The organism is Yinghuangia sp. YIM S09857 (genome assembly GCF_051388915.1).
Classification (GTDB): domain Bacteria; phylum Actinomycetota; class Actinomycetes; order Streptomycetales; family Streptomycetaceae; genus Yinghuangia.
In genome coordinates this window covers 258916-275474 of sequence record NZ_JBPKBH010000002.1, presented here as the reverse complement: position 1 = coordinate 275474, position 16559 = coordinate 258916, and the positions used below count along the sequence as shown (strand labels likewise).

16 protein-coding genes are annotated in these 16559 nt (G+C 73.3%); 6 read left to right on the top strand and 10 right to left on the bottom strand.

Annotated features, from left to right (window positions below; translation table 11 throughout):
* Positions 1-37: 37 nt before the first annotated feature.
* The 6 genes from ACRX5S_RS04440 to ACRX5S_RS04415 all read right to left on the bottom strand — a co-directional run bounded on the left by ACRX5S_RS04440 (position 38) and on the right by ACRX5S_RS04415 (position 5371).
* Positions 38-976 carry a DMT family transporter gene (locus ACRX5S_RS04440; RefSeq protein ID WP_436771399.1) on the bottom strand — a complete coding sequence of 313 codons (939 nt, stop codon included), beginning with the start codon at positions 974-976 and terminating at the stop codon, positions 38-40.
* A gap of 221 nt (positions 977-1197) precedes the next feature.
* Positions 1198-2193 (bottom strand): DUF5996 family protein, encoded by a 996-nt coding sequence (locus ACRX5S_RS04435; protein WP_436771398.1) that lies wholly within the window; start codon positions 2191-2193, stop codon positions 1198-1200.
* Positions 2194-2321: 128 nt separating this feature from the next.
* Entirely contained in the window at positions 2322-2882 is a 561-nt protein-coding gene (locus ACRX5S_RS04430; RefSeq protein ID WP_436771397.1) for an MOSC domain-containing protein, read from the bottom strand.
* Positions 2883-3090: 208 nt separating this feature from the next.
* Positions 3091-3498: a hypothetical protein gene (locus tag ACRX5S_RS04425; protein WP_436771396.1), complete on the bottom strand. Its 408-nt coding sequence runs from the start codon at positions 3496-3498 to the stop codon at positions 3091-3093.
* Between the two features lie 20 nt (positions 3499-3518).
* On the bottom strand, positions 3519-4424 hold the full coding sequence (locus ACRX5S_RS04420; RefSeq protein ID WP_436771395.1) for a serine hydrolase: 906 nt from the start codon (positions 4422-4424) through the stop codon (positions 3519-3521).
* Positions 4421-5371, bottom strand: a complete 951-nt coding sequence (locus ACRX5S_RS04415; RefSeq protein ID WP_436771394.1) for a LysR family transcriptional regulator — start codon at positions 5369-5371, stop codon at positions 4421-4423. The genes ACRX5S_RS04420 and ACRX5S_RS04415 overlap by 4 nt, the downstream gene beginning before the upstream one ends.
* Positions 5372-5521: 150 nt before the next feature.
* On the opposite strand from ACRX5S_RS04415, the gene ACRX5S_RS04410 reads away from it, so the two are divergent.
* Complete coding sequence (locus tag ACRX5S_RS04410; RefSeq protein WP_436771393.1) at positions 5522-6706, top strand: penicillin-binding transpeptidase domain-containing protein; 1185 nt, start codon at positions 5522-5524, stop codon at positions 6704-6706.
* 75 nt (positions 6707-6781) lie between these two features.
* Here ACRX5S_RS04410 and ACRX5S_RS04405 read toward each other — a convergent pair whose 3' ends face one another.
* Positions 6782-7009: a hypothetical protein gene (locus ACRX5S_RS04405; protein WP_436771392.1), complete on the bottom strand. Its 228-nt coding sequence runs from the start codon at positions 7007-7009 to the stop codon at positions 6782-6784.
* Between the two features lie 248 nt (positions 7010-7257).
* Between ACRX5S_RS04405 and ACRX5S_RS04400 the strand changes: the two genes are divergently transcribed.
* Positions 7258-8487: a beta-ketoacyl-[acyl-carrier-protein] synthase family protein gene (locus tag ACRX5S_RS04400; protein WP_436771391.1), complete on the top strand. Its 1230-nt coding sequence runs from the start codon at positions 7258-7260 to the stop codon at positions 8485-8487.
* A gap of 59 nt (positions 8488-8546) precedes the next feature.
* Here ACRX5S_RS04400 and ACRX5S_RS04395 read toward each other — a convergent pair whose 3' ends face one another.
* A complete protein-coding gene (locus tag ACRX5S_RS04395; RefSeq protein ID WP_436771390.1) occupies positions 8547-9692 on the bottom strand; it encodes a magnesium and cobalt transport protein CorA in 1146 nt (381 codons plus the stop codon).
* Positions 9693-10269: 577 nt separating this feature from the next.
* Here ACRX5S_RS04395 and ACRX5S_RS04390 point away from each other — a divergent pair.
* Positions 10270-12060, top strand: coding sequence for an FAD-dependent monooxygenase (locus ACRX5S_RS04390; RefSeq protein ID WP_436771389.1), 1791 nt, complete (start codon positions 10270-10272; stop codon positions 12058-12060).
* 194 nt (positions 12061-12254) lie between these two features.
* Complete coding sequence (locus ACRX5S_RS04385) at positions 12255-12743, top strand: DinB family protein (protein WP_436771388.1); 489 nt, start codon at positions 12255-12257, stop codon at positions 12741-12743.
* A 52-nt stretch (positions 12744-12795) separates the two neighbouring features.
* Here the strand turns inward: ACRX5S_RS04385 and ACRX5S_RS04380 are convergent, their stop codons facing one another.
* Complete coding sequence (locus tag ACRX5S_RS04380) at positions 12796-14019, bottom strand: glutathionylspermidine synthase family protein (RefSeq protein ID WP_436771387.1); 1224 nt, start codon at positions 14017-14019, stop codon at positions 12796-12798.
* 1 nt (position 14020) lies between these two features.
* Positions 14021-14347 carry a hypothetical protein gene (locus ACRX5S_RS04375; RefSeq protein WP_436771386.1) on the bottom strand — a complete coding sequence of 109 codons (327 nt, stop codon included), beginning with the start codon at positions 14345-14347 and terminating at the stop codon, positions 14021-14023.
* 296 nt (positions 14348-14643) lie between these two features.
* Here ACRX5S_RS04375 and ACRX5S_RS04370 point away from each other — a divergent pair, with 296 nt between their 5' ends.
* Positions 14644-15399, top strand: coding sequence for an SDR family oxidoreductase (locus ACRX5S_RS04370; protein ID WP_436771385.1), 756 nt, complete (start codon positions 14644-14646; stop codon positions 15397-15399).
* 234 nt (positions 15400-15633) lie between these two features.
* Positions 15634-16467 (top strand): GNAT family N-acetyltransferase, encoded by an 834-nt coding sequence (locus ACRX5S_RS04365; protein ID WP_436771384.1) that lies wholly within the window; start codon positions 15634-15636, stop codon positions 16465-16467.
* Positions 16468-16559: the final 92 nt, after the last annotated feature.

Sequence of the window (16559 nt, the reverse complement as noted above, 5' to 3'; positions counted from 1 at the left end):
GGCCTTCCTGGCGGAGGCCCGGGCCGCGCTGGCGGGGTCAGCCGCGTGACATCACGCCCAACGAGACGCCGACGACTGCCAGCCCCGCCCACGACACCCAGGCCAACTGCTCGCCCAGGACCGCGACGCCCAGCACCGCCGCCGCGGCGGGCTCGGCGAGGGTCAGCGACGTGGCCACCACCGCCGTGGTGTGCCGCAGCCCGAGGCCGAACAGCGTGTACGCGACACACGTGGTCAGCACCGACAGATGTAGCGCCACCGCCGCGCCCCGCGGCTCCGTCAGCCACCAGCCGTCCGCGACGACGAGCGGAGCAACCCCTGCGGCGGCGACGGTGAACATGACGGCCAGCGCCGGGCGGGCCGCGTGGCCGCGGGAGATCAGGCGGGCGGCGACCGAGGCGTACGCCGCGTAGGCGAGACCGGCGACGAGGGCGAGGCCGACGCCGAGCGCGTCCGCACGTACCCCGCCTGTTTCCTGCCCGACGACCAGCAGCGCGCACCCGGTCACGGCCGCGGCCGTGGCCACCCGACGCAGCGGCCCGAACGGCGCACGTTCGACCAGGCCCGCGAACACCGGGGCGGAGCCGAGCGCGACGACCGTCGCGACCGCGACGCCGGTGCGCGACACGGCCGGGTAGAACGTGAGCGGATACGCGGCCACGGCCGCCGCCCCGACCAGCAGGGCGACGCGGTCCCGCGCGGTCGCGGTGCGCACCAGGGCCACGCAGCCGCGTGTGGAGAGGCAGAGGAGCAGGCCGCCGAAGACCAGCCCCGCGCAGCCGACGGCCGCCGGATTGGCGCCTTCGGGGGCGAACGAGGCCGCGGTCCCCGTGCTGCCCCACAGCAGACAGGCCACCAGGATGGGCAGCGGGCCGCGCATGAACTCCCGTGTGGCGGCCCGGCGTTCGCGGGCAGGGGAAAGCGGGGTGGATAGGGAATGCTGCGCCGACGGGCGCATGGAGGGTTGCGTGGACACGCCGAGACCTTCCGGATCAGAAACCAGCGGATGGAATCCGAAACGGGCGCACGGCGGCGAAGCCCCACAGGGGCTCGCGGAAAAGCGGCCTTGCCGGTACGCCCTAGGAGGCGACCGGAGGGGGCGTGCTGCGGAAGGAACTCGGTCCAGGCATGGCGTCAAGACTAGGGCATCGCGGCGGTCGCGCGGGGGCGGCGGTGCTGGTGGGCCGTGTGCGGCGGTCAGCGTACGCGCAGCCCAGAATGCGCCAGCGCGCGCAACTGGTCGGGAGTGGGGCACCACGTCGACACCAGTTCCTCGGCCGGCCAGGCCGCCGTCTTGGAGCCGGCCTCGAACGCGGTCTGGAGGAACGCCAGCAGCGTGCGGCGCGGATTCTCGGCGCCGCGGACCGCGTCGTACGGCAGCAGCGCCATACCGCCGTCGTTGACCCACTCGGCCCGCTCCGGGCTCAGCGGCTGGTCGGCGAGCCCGTCCGGCTGCGGGGCGGTGTACGAGTAGTACGCGGGGAAGCGCACCTTCGGATCGCCGGGCCACCAGCCGAACGACACGACCTCGTGCGTGTACGCCTCCGCCGTCACCGGGTCCGCCTCCGCCATCGCGGCGGCCCGCTTGCCGGAGAACCGCGTCAGCGCCAGGTCGAAGGAGTGCCAGAACACATGCACCGGGCTGGTCTTGCCGGTGAACCAGCCCATGAACTCCTGGAGCACGTCCGCGGACCAGCCGAGCGCCCGCCAATAGCGCTCGACGTACTCGCGCTGGTAGGCGGCGTGCCCGGTGTCGTCGGGGAACGGCGTCTTCAGGTGCTCGACGCCGAACGGGTGTTCCAGCAGCGGCACGTCGACGCCGAGCTCCGCCAGGGTCTCGTGCAGCGTGCGGTCGAACGCCGCGACGCTGAGGCCGCCGTCGAGGGCGAACGCCCGCACGTCGCCGCGGTCGGTGCGGACCACCAGCCGGTGGTCGACGAAGTCGAAGGCGATGTCGAAGAACACGTTGTTCGTGTAGAGCCGACGTGTCGTCAGGCCGCGCGCGTCCGGCGTCAGGGTGATGTTCCACCAGTGGTTCTGCGGATGCGTCGCGGCGAGCTTCACCTTGCCGACGATCTGCGCGAACAGGTGGATCGTGTCCAGGGTCTCCGACCACGCCTCGTACGGCAGATCCGGCAGCGCGGGCTGCTCGGGCGGGCTCGGCGGGGGCGCGTTCGGGGGAGGCGTCGTCATCGTCCCATCGTCCGTGCGGACCGCCCCGGGCGCATGTGCGGCGCGCCGGTGGGGCACCCGTGCGGAAGGCGGTTCGCGTCGGAGACCACCTGGGCGCGCGACCCTCCGACGACCCGGTGGCGGCCCCCTCAGACCGGTGCCAGCGCGGTGTGCGGCTCGGCCGGCAGCTCGATCCGGATGGGGTCGCCGGGTGCGACCGCCCCGTCCGCCAGCACGATGCCCATGATCCCGGCGCGGCGCACCACGTTGCCTTCGTCGTCCCGGCCCACCACGCGGGCCAGCAGGCCGTCCTCGAACCCGTCGATCTGGAGGCAGGGGTTGCGCAGCCCGGTCACCTCGACCACCGCGTCCGCGCCGATGTGCAGCCGCGTCCCGGTGGGCAGGCCCAGCAGGTCGAGGCCGCGCGTTGTGATGTTCTCGCCCAACTGCCCGCCCGCCACCGAGAACCCGGCGGCGCGCAGCTCCTCGTGCAGCTCGTCGTGCATCAGGTGCACCTGGCGCAGGTTCGGCTGGCTCGGGTCGCGCGCCACGCGCGAGCGGTGCTTGACCGTCACACCCGCGTGCACGTCGCCCTCGACCCCGAGGCCGGTCAGCAGGCGGATGCTCTCCCGGTTGGGCTTGCTGAACGAGTACACGCCGTTGCTGCTGACGGCGAGGACGGTCGCGGCGGCCGGTGCGGGCTCGGTCATGGCGCTCCTGGGGCTGGGGCGGACAGGCGTCTTGGTTCAGGCACGGACACGGACCCGCAGATCGGTGCGGTGTGCGCCGAACGTGTCCATCATGCCGGGGCGGGGTCGTCCGCTTCGACGGGGTTTCCGGCCGCGGAGTCCGTGCGCTCGCCGCCGCCCGCCGCGCCGGGCCCGCGTCCATCACTGAGCCGGGCTCCGCGTCGACCTCTCAGCCGGGCCCCGCGCCGACCCCCTCGTCGCTTTCGGCGGCTCCCGGCCGCGACTCCAGCAGGTCCGCCAGCGTCGCGGCCAACGCCGCGACCCGGCGCGCGTCGGCCGCCGCCCGGCGCAGCCCCTCCTCGCGAGTCGCGCGCGAGGCACGGTCGCCCGGCACCGCCGCCCGTACCGCACCCGCCGCGGTGTTCAGTTCGGCGGCCAACAGCCGGGCCGTACGGGCCACTTCGCGGTCCGGATCGACCCGCTCCGGTGCGTCCTGCCGGGTGCGGCGGCTGCGGTACGCGCGCATCCGGCACGCGTCGGAGCAGTACTGCCGCGGCCTCCCGCGCCAGATACGCGCGGGGGAGTCAAGCCCCGAGTTGGCGGCGTCGAACTCCGCGCCGCACTGCACACAGACCATGTCGTCGCCCGATCCCCTCGTCAGCGGCGTTGCGTGGCGCGCAGGTGCTGGACGGCCAGGCGTGCGGCCGCGCCGATGGCCGCGTCCGCCTGCGGGGCGACGGCGAGCGGGGCATGGGCGCGGGTGAACACCGCGACCGCGTAGCGCCCGCCGTCCGGGTACTCGACCACCCCGACCTCGTTGCGGATCGTCAGCAGCGTGCCGGTCTTGCCGCTGACCAGCACGTCGTCGTAAGGGAACCCGGACGCCAGGCGGTGCGGCCACACCTGGAGCCCCAGCATGCGGCGCATGTGGGCGCTCTCGTCCGCCGGAGCGGCCTCATCCCGCCACAGCAGGCCCAGCAGCCCGCACATGTCGCGCGGCGTCGTGCGGTTGGTGCGTGCCGGGTCCAGGGACCGCAGGCGGTCGGCGAGCCCGGGTTCGCCCAGCAACGCCCACAGTTCGGCCGTGGAGGCGGCGCCGCTGTCCTGGAGGAGCGCGCGCATGAGCCCGGCGCTGTCGGCCTCGATGTGCGTGGCGTCCAGGCCCAGGTCGGCAAGCGCGGCGGACAGCGCGGGCACCCCGACGCGCGCGAACAGCGCGTCCCCGGCGGCGTTGTCGCTCACGGTGATCATCATCGCGGCGAGGTCGCGCAGCGACATGGTCACGTCGTCCAGCAGCGTCGACACGCCGGTCGCGCCGGGCACCCGGTCGGCGGGGGTGAGCGTGACCGGCGCGCGCGGGTCCAACTCGCCACGCGCCGCGGCCCGGAAGAAGGCCACCAGCAGCGGCAGCTTGTAGACGGACGCGAGGACGACCGGCTCGTCCGAGCCCACGCCGACCTCGTGCCCGCTGTCGATGTCGAGCGCGTGCAGGCGGCCGGTGACCCCGGCGCCGCGGAACACGTCGGCGATGGACGGCCCGGGCCGCTCGCGGAGCGCGCTCATGCGAGGAACGCCGAGGCCGGGCGGACCACGCGGCGGGGCCGGATCGCCGGTCCCGCGGGCGCGGCCGCGGCGCGCTCGCGCAGGACGTCGGCGACCGCCTCGGCGAAGTCCCCTACGGGGCCCGCCTCGTCCGCACCGCGCCGCCAGGCGCACGACAGGCGCGTCAGCAGCGGGCGGCCGAGCAGCGGCCGCCACGTCAGACCGGGCGGCGGCACGGTGTGGGGGAGCAGCGCCACCGCGCGCCCGGCGAGCACGAGGCCGAGGGTGAAGTCCGGGTTCGGGGAGTCGTGCACGGCGGCGGGGTGGTAGCCGTGGCGGCGGCAGTCGGCGAGGAGTTCGTCGTACGCCTCCGGCGCCTCCTCGCGGGCGAACACCGCGAATTCCGACCCGGCCAGGTCGGACAGGTGCACCTCGGGGGCGTCCGCCCACGGGGACGACGCGGGCAGCAGCACCCCCAGCGGCTCGGCGACGATCGGTCCGAGCACCAGCCCGTGCGTCTCCGCCGGATGCCGCAGGATTCCGACGTCGAGGGTGCCTTCGGCCAGGCCGCGCACCTGGGCGGCCGTGCCGAGCGGACGCAGGTCCAGCACCGTGCCCGGGCGGCGCTCCTGGAACGCGCCGATCAGCGCGGCCACCGTGCCGGCGCCCACCTCGCCGGGGACACCGGCGCGCAGCGTGCCGGTCTCCGGGGAGCCCTCGGCCAGGGCGTACACGCGCCGCACGCGCGCCAGGATCTCATGCGCCTCGTCCAGCAGGCGGCGCCCGGGCTCGGTCAGCCCGACATGGCGGCTCGACCGGTCGACGAGGCGCACGCCCAGTTCGCCCTCCAGGCGTTTGAGACGCTGGCTCAGCTGCGGCTGGGCCATGCCGAGGCGCTGCGCGGCGCGTCCGAAGTGCAATTCCTCGGCGACCGCGACAAAGCATGTCAGGTGCGCGATCAGGTTCACGAGCAGCAACGATAGCGAATCTGTAATGAATGTGAGAACGATAGGAATCTTGGACATCATCGCGCCGCGTCTGTTTGGCTGAGCCCCCAATCGCCGTGCGGACCGATCGCACGGAATGCGGTCGAGTACGGGGAAGTGCGGTCATAAGCGATGAAATCCTGCAAGTCCTGGAACATCTGCAACTCCTGGAACATCTGGAATTTTCGGAACGCCTGGAACTCCCGGAAGGCGCGGGCGGGTCGAATAGGCGTGGGCGGCGTGGCCCTGGGTCTGGCCGCGGTGCTCACCACGACGGGTTGCGGACTGACCTCCGACGGGTCGCCGGACACGGGGGCGGCGACGGGGGCGGCGCCCGGGTCGGCGGCGGCCACCCCGATGCCGTCGCCGCCTCAGCCGGCCGCGACGGCCCCGACGGCGCCCGCCACTTCGGCGTCGGCCCCGCCGTCGCGCACCGGCGCCTCGACCCTGGTCCCGGGGCTCCAGGCGGCCGCCGAGCGCGCGGTCGGCGGGAACGCCGCGGCCTCGCTCATCGCACTGGACATGCGCAACGGCGAGATCGTCTCGACCGTGCACCGGCAGGCGGGCATGTCCGGCGCCGTCGCGCCCGGCTCGACGTTCAAGATCGTCACGTCGGCGCTGCTGCTGCACCGCGGCATCGTCACCGCGTCGACCAAGCTGCCGTGCCCGAAGTACACGACGGTCAACGGCCAGAGCATCCACAACGTCGGCCTCATGGAGATGCCGGGCGCCACCTTCCGCGACGACTTCGCGCACTCCTGCAACACGGCCTTCATCAACCTGCGCGACCGCATCAAGGACGACGAACTGTCCGCGTTCTCCACGCGCTACTTCGGCCTCAACAGCGACGCCTGGAAGGTCGCGCCGGGCCAGGGCAGCGTGGACGGCGTCGTGCCGCCCGCGCACGACCCGAACGAGAAGGCCGCGCAGATGATGGGCCAGGGCGGGCTGGTCATGAACCCGCTCACCATGGCCTCGGTCGTGGCCGCCGCGATCACCGGCAAGTTCCGCCAGCCGGTCCTCGAACGGGGGATGCCGGTCTACACGCGCTCCGAAGCGCTGCCGACGAACGTCACGCGGACCATCCGGGACATGATGGTCGCCTGCGCGACGACCGGCAGCGCGGCCTCGGTGTTCAAGGGCATGCCGGGAGTCGGCGCCAAGACCGGCACCGCCGAGGTCGGCGACGGGACCAACGGGTGGATGGTCGCATTCCGCGGGAACATCGCGGTCGCCGTGTACGTCGAGGGCGGCGACTCGGGGTCGGGGGCGGCGGGGCCGATCGTGCGGGAGTACTTGAGCGCGGTTGCTCCCTGAGCCTGCGTTTGTGCGGCCCGGCGAGGCCGAACACCCGCGACGGGTGTCGGCCTCGTTGGCGGTGCGGCCGTGCGGTCAGGCCCCCGGGCCGGCGGTGCCGAGCAGGGACGCCACGGCCGGGGCGACGATCCGCTCCGGGCGCACGGAGGAGAGCTGGTCGCCGTCCGGGGTCGCCGTACTCAGGCCCGCCGCGTTGACGGCGGCCAGCTTCGGGGTCTCGGCGGCGTGCGCGGCGCCGGGCAGGGACAGCGCGGTCCCGCACAACAGGGCCGCCGTGAGTGTGCGTCGTCCAGGCTTCTTCATGTCCGGGCCAACGACTCCGGGCCTGTCGCGTCACGTTCGGGAGGGCGGGGCGCCGCGATGGGACGGGGCCCGGGCGGGCGGCGGCGAGGTGCGGTGAATGGTGGAATCCCACAAAGACTGACCATCGGACTCCGTAGGACGCGCTACCCGGGCTGGGACATTCGTACTGCCAGGGTGGGTGCAAGGCGATCATGACGCCCGCTGGGGCGTGACAGGTGATTGTCGGGAACCCACAAGGAAGGTGCGCAATGGGTACGGACGGCGTGGTGGTGACCGGGTTGGGTGCGACGACTCCGCTGGGCGGCGATGTGCCGTCGTCGTGGGAGGCGCTGATCGCGGGACGGTCCGGGGTCCGGACCATCGAGGCGGCGTGGGCGGCGGACTCGCCGGTACGCATCGCCGGGCAGCTCGCCGTGGAACCCGCCGACGTCCTGGACCGCGTCCAGGCCCGGCGGCTGGACCGCTGCGAACAGGTCGCGCTCATCGCGGCACGCGAGGCGTGGGCGGACGCGGGTGCGCCGGACGTCGAGCCGGACCGGCTCGCCGTGGTGATCGGCACCGGCACCGGCGGCGCCCTGACCATGCTGCACCAGGACGACGTCCTCGAAGCCCACGGCGCCCGGCGGGTCTCCCCGCACACCGTGCCCATGCTCATGGCCAACGGCCCGGCGGCCTGGGTGAGCATCGAACTCGGCGCACGGGCGGGCGCGCACACGCCGGTCAGCGCGTGCGCGTCCGGGGCCGAGGCGATCGCGTACGGCCTGGACCTCATCCGCCTCGGGCGCGCCGACGTCGTGGTGGCCGGCGGAGCCGAGGCGTGCCTGCACCCGCTGCCGCTGGCCGGGTTCGCCCAGGCGAGGGCGCACTCGTCGCGCAACGACCCGCCCGAGGAGGCGTCCCGGCCGTTCGACGCCGGGCGCGACGGGTTCGTGATCAGCGAGGGGGCGGCCGTCGTGGTGCTGGAGCGGGCGGACTTCGCGGGCGCCCGGGCGGCCCGCGCGCACGCGGTGCTCGCCGGGGCCGGGGTCACGGCCGATGCGCACCACATCACCGCAGGCCACCCGGAAGGCCAAGTACGGGCCATGCGTGCGGCGTTGGCGGCCGCGCACGCGTCGTACGGCATCGCGGCGGGGGACGTGGGCCTGGTGTCCGCGCACGCCACGTCGACGCCGAAGGGGGACCTGGTCGAAGCGGAGTCCGTGGTCGAGGCGATCGGAGCGCATCCGATGGTCACCGCGACGAAGTCGGCCACCGGCCACATGTTCGGCGCGGCCGGTGCGTTCGGCGCGATCGCGGCGATCCTCGCGATCCGGGAGGGGCTGATCCCGGCGACGCGCAACCTGGACGCGCTCGACCCGGACGTGCGGCTCGACGTGGTCGGGGGAGCCGCCCGGCGTACGCGCGTGGACGCCGCGCTGGCCAATGCGTTCGGGTTCGGCGGGCACAACGCGGCGCTGGTGTTCGGGCGGGCTTCGTAGCGCGCCGGTGTCCGGCGGGGCGCGGCCCGGCCGGCGGACTGCCATTCCCGGATCCAGGGTCACAGCCAGTCGCGGCGCTTGAAGACCGCGTACAAGGTCAGGCAGACCGTTCCCATCAGGGCGATCGCGAAGGGGTAGCCCCACTGCCAGGCCAGTTCCGGCATGTGGTCGAAGTTCATGCCGTACACGGTGCCGATGAGCGTCGGCGCGAACAGGATCGCCGCCCAGGAGGAGATCTTCTTGATCTCCTCGTTCTGCGCGATGCTCGCCTCGGTCAGCGTGCGCATCTCCTCGTTCTGCCGCTGGCCGACCAGCGTGGCGTTGACCGTCAGGATCTCCGGTAGGAGCTGCCGGTACCCGTCCACGCGCTCGATGGTCCGCGTCACGTGGTCGGCCACATCGCGCAGGCTGCTCCGCAGTTCGTGGTCGACCGCGTACTTCGCGAAGCCCGCCGCGAGCGAGTCGAGCATGCCGGTCAGCGGACGCGTGGCCCGCTGGAACTCGATGACCTCGCGCGACAGTTCGTAGATGCGCCGGGAGACCTCGGGGTCGCCGCGGAAGACCTCGGTCTCGATCTCGTCGATGTCGTTGTCCAGGCCGGCGAGCACCGGCTCGAAGCCGTCGACCACGGCGTCGATGATGGCGTACAGCACCGCCTCCGGGCCCCGGCGCAGTAGCTCGGGGTCGGCCTCCATGCGCTTGCGCACCGCGGTCAGGTCGGGGGCGCCGCCGTGCCGCACGGTGATGACGAAGTCGGGGCCGGTGAAGATGTGCAGCTCGGCGAAGTCGACCTCCTCCGGTGCGTCCAGGTAGCGGGCGGCGCGCAGGACGACGAACAGGGTGTCCCCGTACCGCTCCAGCTTGGGGCGCTGGTGCGCGGTGATCGCGTCCTCGACGGCGAGCTCGTGCAGGCCGAACTCCTCAGCCAGCGAGAACAGTTCGGCCTCGGCGGGGCGGTAGAGGCCGATCCACGCCATGCGCCCCTGGCGCGCCCGGAGTTGGCGGTACGTCGCGGCCAACGTCTCGGGGGAGGCCACGCGCACGCCGTCCGCGTACACCGCGGCGTCGATCACGGACGCGTCGTCGGTTGGTCCGGCGGGCGGCGGAACGGTCGCGGTGTGCGGGCGGGAACCCGACAGGGCGGCGGGAAGGCGCAGGCCACGAGGGGTGAGCGCGCGCAGCGCGCGGTGACGGCGGTCGGCCACGGGGATCTCCGTACGGTGCTGGAGGCGGGCGGGGAGGCGACGCACATGGGTCGGCGCCCTCGCGGCCGTCGGCCGTGGGGACGGCTACGCGCGGGCGGCCCGGGGCGCCGGTCTTCCGGCGGAACTGGGAGGTTCACCACGCATCGCGGGTCCCACCTCCTCGGGCGTCTCGGTCGCACAGCCGTACGCGTTGCAGGCTACCGCCTCCGGATCCGCCGCCGCCCCCGGTTCCGCGGGGCCGGAGGTGCGGGTGACCGCCGTCTGTCGGCGAAACCCGGGGGCAGGACGGGGAGTTCGTCCATCTTCGCGGTGGCGGTCGCGATGTGTGCCGACGAGCGGGCGGACCGGCGGAACCGCCACACGACGCAGCGGCCGCGGCGCGTCCGCGAGCCGCATTCCGGCAACTCGCGCATCGTGCGCCTTCCGGTCGACGCGGGGTGACCGCCCCGCGACACGGCAAAGGCGAGGAGATCTCCTCCTCGCCATGTTCAACGTATAGCGCATGGGGGGCCTTGCGGCAAGGCCCCCGGTGTGACGCAGAATCGTCGGCCTGGCCCGGAAGATGGTCGGATATCTGGTGAAACAGGAGATTTACGTAGTGCGTGTTGGTGGCAATGCCCGGAACAGCCTGTCGAACAACGACAGCCTGTCGAACAACGCCCGCCCGTCGAACAACGACAGCCTGTCGAACAACGGCCGCCCGTCGAACAACGACAGCCTGTCGAACAACGGCCGCCCGTCGAACAACGACAGCCTGCCGGACGACCGAGAGCAACCGCGTGGAAAGGGACCTGTGCCGGACAACGACGGCGCACCGGCCGACGTACTGATCGTGGGCGGCGGGCCGGTCGGCCTGATGCTGGCCGCCGAACTGCGGCTGGGCGGCGTACAGCCCCTGGTCCTCGAACGCCGCTCGGGGCAGCGCGACACCCCGCGGGCCAACGGCCTCGGCGGGCAGATCCTCGAACTGCTGCGCTACCGCGGCGTCCTGGACCGGATCGAGGCGGCCGCGTCCGGCCCCGCCCACCCCGCCCCCCGCTATCCGTTCGGCGACGTGCACGTCGACTTCTCGCCGCTGCCCGAGCCGCCGCTGCGCGGACTGACGCTGCCGCAGCCCGAACTCGAACGACTCCTCGACGAGCGCGCCCGCGCTCTCGGCGCCGACATCCGGTACGGCGCCGAGATCACCGGGGTCAGGCAGGACGCCGACCGCGTGACCGCCGACGTGCGCGGCGCGGACGGGACGTACCAGGTCACCGCCCGCTACCTGGTGGCCTGCGACGGCGGGCGCAGCCGGGTGCGGGAGAGCGCGGGCTTCGCCTTCCCCGGCACCGTGTACCCCGAGGTCAACCGGCTGGGCCAGGTCACCGTGCCGCACTCGGTGACCCGCCTCGACAACGGCGACCTCGACGTGCCCGGCCTCGGCCTGGTCCGGGCGGGCGCCTTCCGGCGCACCGAACGCGGCCTGTTCGGCTGCGGATGGCTCAGCGAGGACGTCCTGATGGTCTCCACGACCGAGGACGAGACGACCGAGGTCGACGACGACGCGCCCATGACGCTGGACGAACTCGCCGACAGCATCCGCCGCGTGCTCGGCGCGCCGTTCCCGCTCGGCGAACCGCGCCGCCTGTCGCGCTACCAGTTCCAGGCCCGCCAGGCCGAGCACTACCGCGACGGGCGGATTCTCCTGGCCGGCGACGCCGCACACCAGTTCCCCGCGACCGGGGTCGGCCTGAACGCCGGGATGCTCGACGCCGTCAACCTCGCCTGGAAGCTCGCCGCCGAGATCCATGGCTGGGCACCGGACGGACTGCTGGAGACGTACCACGCCGAACGCCACCTCGCGGGCGCGCGCACCATGACGCACACCCAGGCGCAGGTTGCGCTGCGCCGCGGCCAGGACGAGGCGGCCGCGGCACTGCGCACGGTATTCCTCGAACTCCTCACCGACGCCGAGCCGTTGCGCCGCATCGGCGCCCTGATCGCGGGCAGCGACATCCGCTACCCGATGCCGTACGCCGACGAGCACGACCTGACCGGCCTGTTCGCCCCCAATCTGGCCCTGCACACCGACGCCGGTCCCATCAGCGTCGCCGAACTCCTGTACGCCGCAAGGCCCGTGCTGCTCGTCCTCGCCGACCGTCCGGACCTCCTCGACGCCGCCGAGGGCTGGACGCACCGCGTCGACATCGTCACCGCGAAGTCCGTCGAGCAGACCGGGCACCGCCCCGCCGACGCCCTCCTGATCCGCCCCGACGCGCACGTCGCCTGGGCCGCGCCCGCCGACCGGCCCGCGACAGGCGACCCGGCCGCGCTCCGCGGCGCGCTCACCCACTGGTTCGGCACGCCCTCCGCCGCGGTGCGGTAGCGTTGCGGGCAGCGGGACCTCTGCGGCGGCCCGGACAGGACGTCCGAGGCGGAGCCGGTCCCCTCTGCCCAGCCCGCCCGCGACGACATCGCGCGGCGGCGGCACACCCGGCCGGTATCCGGCACCCACCAATGCACACGGCCCGACGCGCCCCCGCGCGCGTCGGGCCCTCCGCACGGAAGGAACACACCCGCATGAAGGACCCGACAGACATCACCGACGGCCCCGAACGCGCCATGCTCGAATACCTCCTCGACCACATGCGCACCGAACTGGTCGACGCGGTACGCGGCCTCTCCGAAGCCGAGGCCCGCGGCCGCCTCGTCCCGTCCATGACCACGTCGATCGGCCTCGTCAAGCACGCCGCGTTCGCCGAACGGAAGTGGTTCCAGCAGATCCTGGGCGGCCTGCCGGAGTCGGAGTGCGACGGCGCCATGGTCGGCGAGGACAGCTTCCTCGTCCGCGACGACGAATCGGTCGCCGACGTGATCGCCGAATTCCAGCGCGCGTCCGCCCGCGCCCGCACCATCGCCGCCGACATCGACCTCGACGCCACCCGCCGACACCCCGTCTTCGGCCCCGTCAGCCTGCGCTGGATCTACCTCCTGATGATCCAGGAACTGGCCCGCCACGCAGGCCACGCCGACATCCTCCGCGAACAGACCACCGCCGCCCGCACCTGAGCTCCGTCCCGGCTGAACACGCCGTAGGCGGCGTCGAGTTGGCGGATACGAACTACTCCTCCTCCAGCCAGCGGGCGCGTTCGGCTTCGGTGGGGGCTTCGACGTCGACTATGTGGGGGACGAAGCGGGCGTAGAAGTCGGTTACGGGACCGTCGGATTCGCGGATTCCGAGGCCCGCCGGCCTGCCGCCGACGATCCAGGAGCCGAGGACGACCTGGTTGCCGTCGAGGTTGGGGAGAGGGACGTACTCCTGGAAGCACCAGCCCTCCGAACCGTCGTAGTCGACGGTGGGGTGGACGTACTCCGTGTCGGGCGTGACGATGCGCACGGAGTCGCCTTCGCGGCCGTGGAGGGGCTTGGCGACGTACGAGGTCAACTCCCGCGGGGAGTCGAGGTACGCGGGCAGGAGGTTGGGGTGGCCCGGGAACAGCTCCCAGAGGGTGGCCAGGATCGCCTTGTTGGACAGGACGACCTTCCAGGCCGGTTCGAGGAAGCGTACGGCGTCCGGGTGGGCGAGGGCGTTGCGGCCGAAGGGGTCGGCGAGCATGTCCTCCCACGGGTACAGCACGAACATCGTGTCGATCACCCGGTCTTCGAGGTCGACGAAGCGCAACGCGCCGTCGTGCCAGCCGATGTCGGCCACCTCAAGGCCGATCGTCGTCAGCCCGGCCTCCGTCGCCGTGTCGCGGAGGTACGACGCGGTCAGCCACTCCTCGTCGAAGTCGGTGCCGCCCACGTGCGCGAAGTGCACGACATCGGAGGCTAGTTGCGGTGCCATGCGCCGCCACGCCCGCACCAGGCGCTCGTGCAGGCTGTTCCACTGGTCGCGGTCCGGGAAGCGGTCCTGGAGCCAGAACCACTGGATCATGGACGCCTCGATCAGCGCCGTCGGCGTGTCCGCGTTGTACTCCAGCAGCTTCGGCTCCGCGACGGCGCCGCCCTCGCCGCCCCACGCGAGGTCGAAGCGGCCGTACAGGCTCGGATGGTCCTCGTCGAGCGTGCGCAGCAGATAGCCGCGGGCGTCCTCGGGCAACGCGAAGGCGGCGAGGTCGCCGCGTTCCAGGACGTGGCGCGCGGCCGTCACGCACATGTCGTGGAGTTCGCGCGTCACCTGCTCCAGGCGGTCGATCTCCGGCAGCGTGAACCGGTAGTAGGCGTCCTCGAACCAGTACGGGGCCTCGCCGCCGTCCTCCAGGCGCGTCGCCACGTACAACATGCCCTGCGCCTCGACCAGGTGCTTCCAGTCGGGCCGCGGCTCGATCGCGATCCGATCCACGTCAGCCGCCCCCGCCCGAGCCGCCGCCGCTGCCGCCGAAGCCGCCGCGCGAGATCGACCCGCTGTTGGGGCGGGTGAACGTGCCGCCCGTGCCGGTGAAGGAACTGCCTTCGGAGGGAACGGCGTTCTCCTGCTTTCCCGTCTTGCGCGGGATGTAGTACCAGGCGTAGACGTTCGTACGGTCCGTCAGGCACAGGTTGTCCGCCACGCGCATCATCGACTGCCGATGCACGCAGACTTCCGAATAATCCGACTTCTTCGACCCCTTGGACCCGCCGCCGCACGCGGTCAGCGCGCACGCCAGGCTCAAGGTCGTCGCAGCGGCCACCGTCGCCGATCTCAGGCGACGCCCCGAAGGTGGCATTGCAGACTCCCCTCCTCAGATGGTTCGTTGGTGGTTCCCGCGCGACTCGCGCCGCTCTTGGCGGACCAGCATGCCCGTGCGCGCACGCGTCCGGCAGGGGTACGTACGCACGCATATTCGCAGCAGGACGCGCGTTGCCGTGGAGGGAGGCGGTACGGGGGTCGCGTCCGCGGCCGGTGTTCGGGCAAATGCCGGTGAGATCATGTGGCGGCAAAGGCCGGTATACCGCCGGAAACCACTTCGACTCGGGAGAACAGCGCATGACCGTGCACGGAGCCGTCCTCGTCACCGGAGGCAGCAAGGGGATCGGCGCCGCGGTCGCGCGCGCCGCGGCCGACGCGGGGCGTCCGGTCGCCGTCAACTACGCCGCGGACGAGGACGGCGCGCGCGAGGTGGTCGCGGACGTCGAGGCGTCCGGCGGTCGGGCGGTCGCGCTGCCCGGGGACGTCTCCGTCGAAGCCGACGTGGTACGCCTGTTCGACGCCGCCGAGGCCGCCTTCGGCGGACCGGTCGCCGCGCTGGTCAACAACGCGGGGATCGTGGGTGCCCATGGGCGGTTCGACGAGCTGGACACCGCCGCGCTGCGCCGGACCGTCGACGTCAACGTGGTCGGGGCGATGCTCTGCGCCCGCGAGGCGGTCCGCCGGATGTCGACCCGGCACGGCGGTTCCGGCGGCCTGATCGTCAACGTGTCCTCGCGCGCCGCGCAGCTCGGCAGTGCGGGGGAGTGGGTGCACTACGCCGCCACGAAGGCCGCCGTGGACGCGCTCACGCTCGGCCTCGCCCACGAGGTGGCCGCCGAGGGCATCCGGGTGAACGCGGTGGCGCCGGGGCTGATCGACACGGGCCTGCACGCGGCCGCCGGGCAGCCCAACCGCCTTGCGCAGAAGGCGCACACGATCCCGATGGGCCGCGCCGGGACGGCCGAGGAGGTGGCCGCGGCGGTGATGTGGCTGCTCTCGGACGCCTCCGCGTTCACCACGGGCGCGGTTCTGCCGGTGCACGGGGGACGCTGACGAGAAGGCGGGTCGGGGAGGCCGGACGCTCGGCCCTGCGCCCCACGCGACACCGGCGGCCGCCGCCCGGCGCGCCCCTTGCCGGGCGCGGTCGCTTGTGTGCGGTCGCTTGTGTGCGGTCGCCTGTGCGCGTCGCATGTCCCCACCCCACCCCCGCCCCATCCGGGGTCCAGGCGGCGCGGTCCGCTGTGTTCCGGTGGAAGCACCGCTCCGCTTCCGCTTGGATTGGCGGTGATGACCGAAACCGCCACCACCCGCGACCTGCTCGAACGCCTCGAGGCGTATTACGACACGGTCCCCCGCAACACCGTCGCCCCCGAGGACTTCGGTTCGCTGACGCTGTTCCTCCAGGACGGCGACGGCTGGCCGTTCTACGCCCGCCCGACACGCGGCCACGCCGCCCGGCCCACGGTCGGCGACGTCGCCGCGGTCCGCCTGCGGCAGCGCGAACTGGGCCTGCCCGAAGCCTTCGAGTGGGTGCACGAGAACACCCCGGGCCTGCGCGACGTGGCCCTGCGCGCCGGGCTCAACGTGCACGGCCACCCGATCATGGTGCTGGACCAGGCCGCGTTCCGGCGGACCTCCCGGCCGTGTCCGGAAGGCGTCGACGTACGCCGCGTCGCGCACGACGCCCTCGACCTCGCCCGCGTGCAGAGCGTGCCGGTCGTCGCCTTCTCCGAGCCCGGCACCGCGGTGGGCCTCGGCGGCCCGGAGCTGCGCGACGCCGCCGCGCCCGGGCAGCGGCCGGAGACGCTGCGGTACATCGGGGAGCGCATGCGCACCGGGCGTACGGTCACCTACGCCGCGTACACCGACAAGGGCCCGCTCGCGGCCGGCAGCCACCAGCCGCGCGGCCACGTCACCGAGATCGTGGCGGTCGGGACCCTGCCCAGCGCCCGCCGCAAGGGCCTCGCCGCCGCGGTGACCTGGGCCCTGGTCGTGGACGCCCTCGACGCCGGCATGGAGCTCGTCTTCCTGAGCGCGGGCGACGGCGACGTGGCGCGCGTGTACGGCCGGCTCGGCTTCCACCGCATCGCCACAGCGATGATCGCCGAGCCGTTCGCCTGACGCGCCCAAGCACCTCGGAGGATCCGCCCACACGCGCACGCCTCACACACACGCCCCCACACGCGTGTGCCCGACGCGTGTGGGCGGCAAAG

Coding starts and splice junctions, on each gene's coding strand:
- ACRX5S_RS04435 (WP_436771398.1), bottom strand. CDS start 2,193: ATGACGACGCCTCCCCCGAACGCGCCCCCGCCGAGCCCGCCCGAGCAG.
- ACRX5S_RS04430 (WP_436771397.1), bottom strand. CDS start 2,882: ATGACCGAGCCCGCACCGGCCGCCGCGACCGTCCTCGCCGTCAGCAGC.
- ACRX5S_RS04425 (WP_436771396.1), bottom strand. CDS start 3,498: ATGGTCTGTGTGCAGTGCGGCGCGGAGTTCGACGCCGCCAACTCGGGG.
- ACRX5S_RS04420 (WP_436771395.1), bottom strand. CDS start 4,424: ATGAGCGCGCTCCGCGAGCGGCCCGGGCCGTCCATCGCCGACGTGTTC.
- ACRX5S_RS04410 (WP_436771393.1), top strand. CDS start 5,522: ATGAAATCCTGCAAGTCCTGGAACATCTGCAACTCCTGGAACATCTGG.
- ACRX5S_RS04405 (WP_436771392.1), bottom strand. CDS start 7,009: ATGAAGAAGCCTGGACGACGCACACTCACGGCGGCCCTGTTGTGCGGG.
- ACRX5S_RS04400 (WP_436771391.1), top strand. CDS start 7,258: ATGGGTACGGACGGCGTGGTGGTGACCGGGTTGGGTGCGACGACTCCG.
- ACRX5S_RS04385 (WP_436771388.1), top strand. CDS start 12,255: ATGAAGGACCCGACAGACATCACCGACGGCCCCGAACGCGCCATGCTC.
- ACRX5S_RS04370 (WP_436771385.1), top strand. CDS start 14,644: ATGACCGTGCACGGAGCCGTCCTCGTCACCGGAGGCAGCAAGGGGATC.
- ACRX5S_RS04365 (WP_436771384.1), top strand. CDS start 15,634: ATGACCGAAACCGCCACCACCCGCGACCTGCTCGAACGCCTCGAGGCG.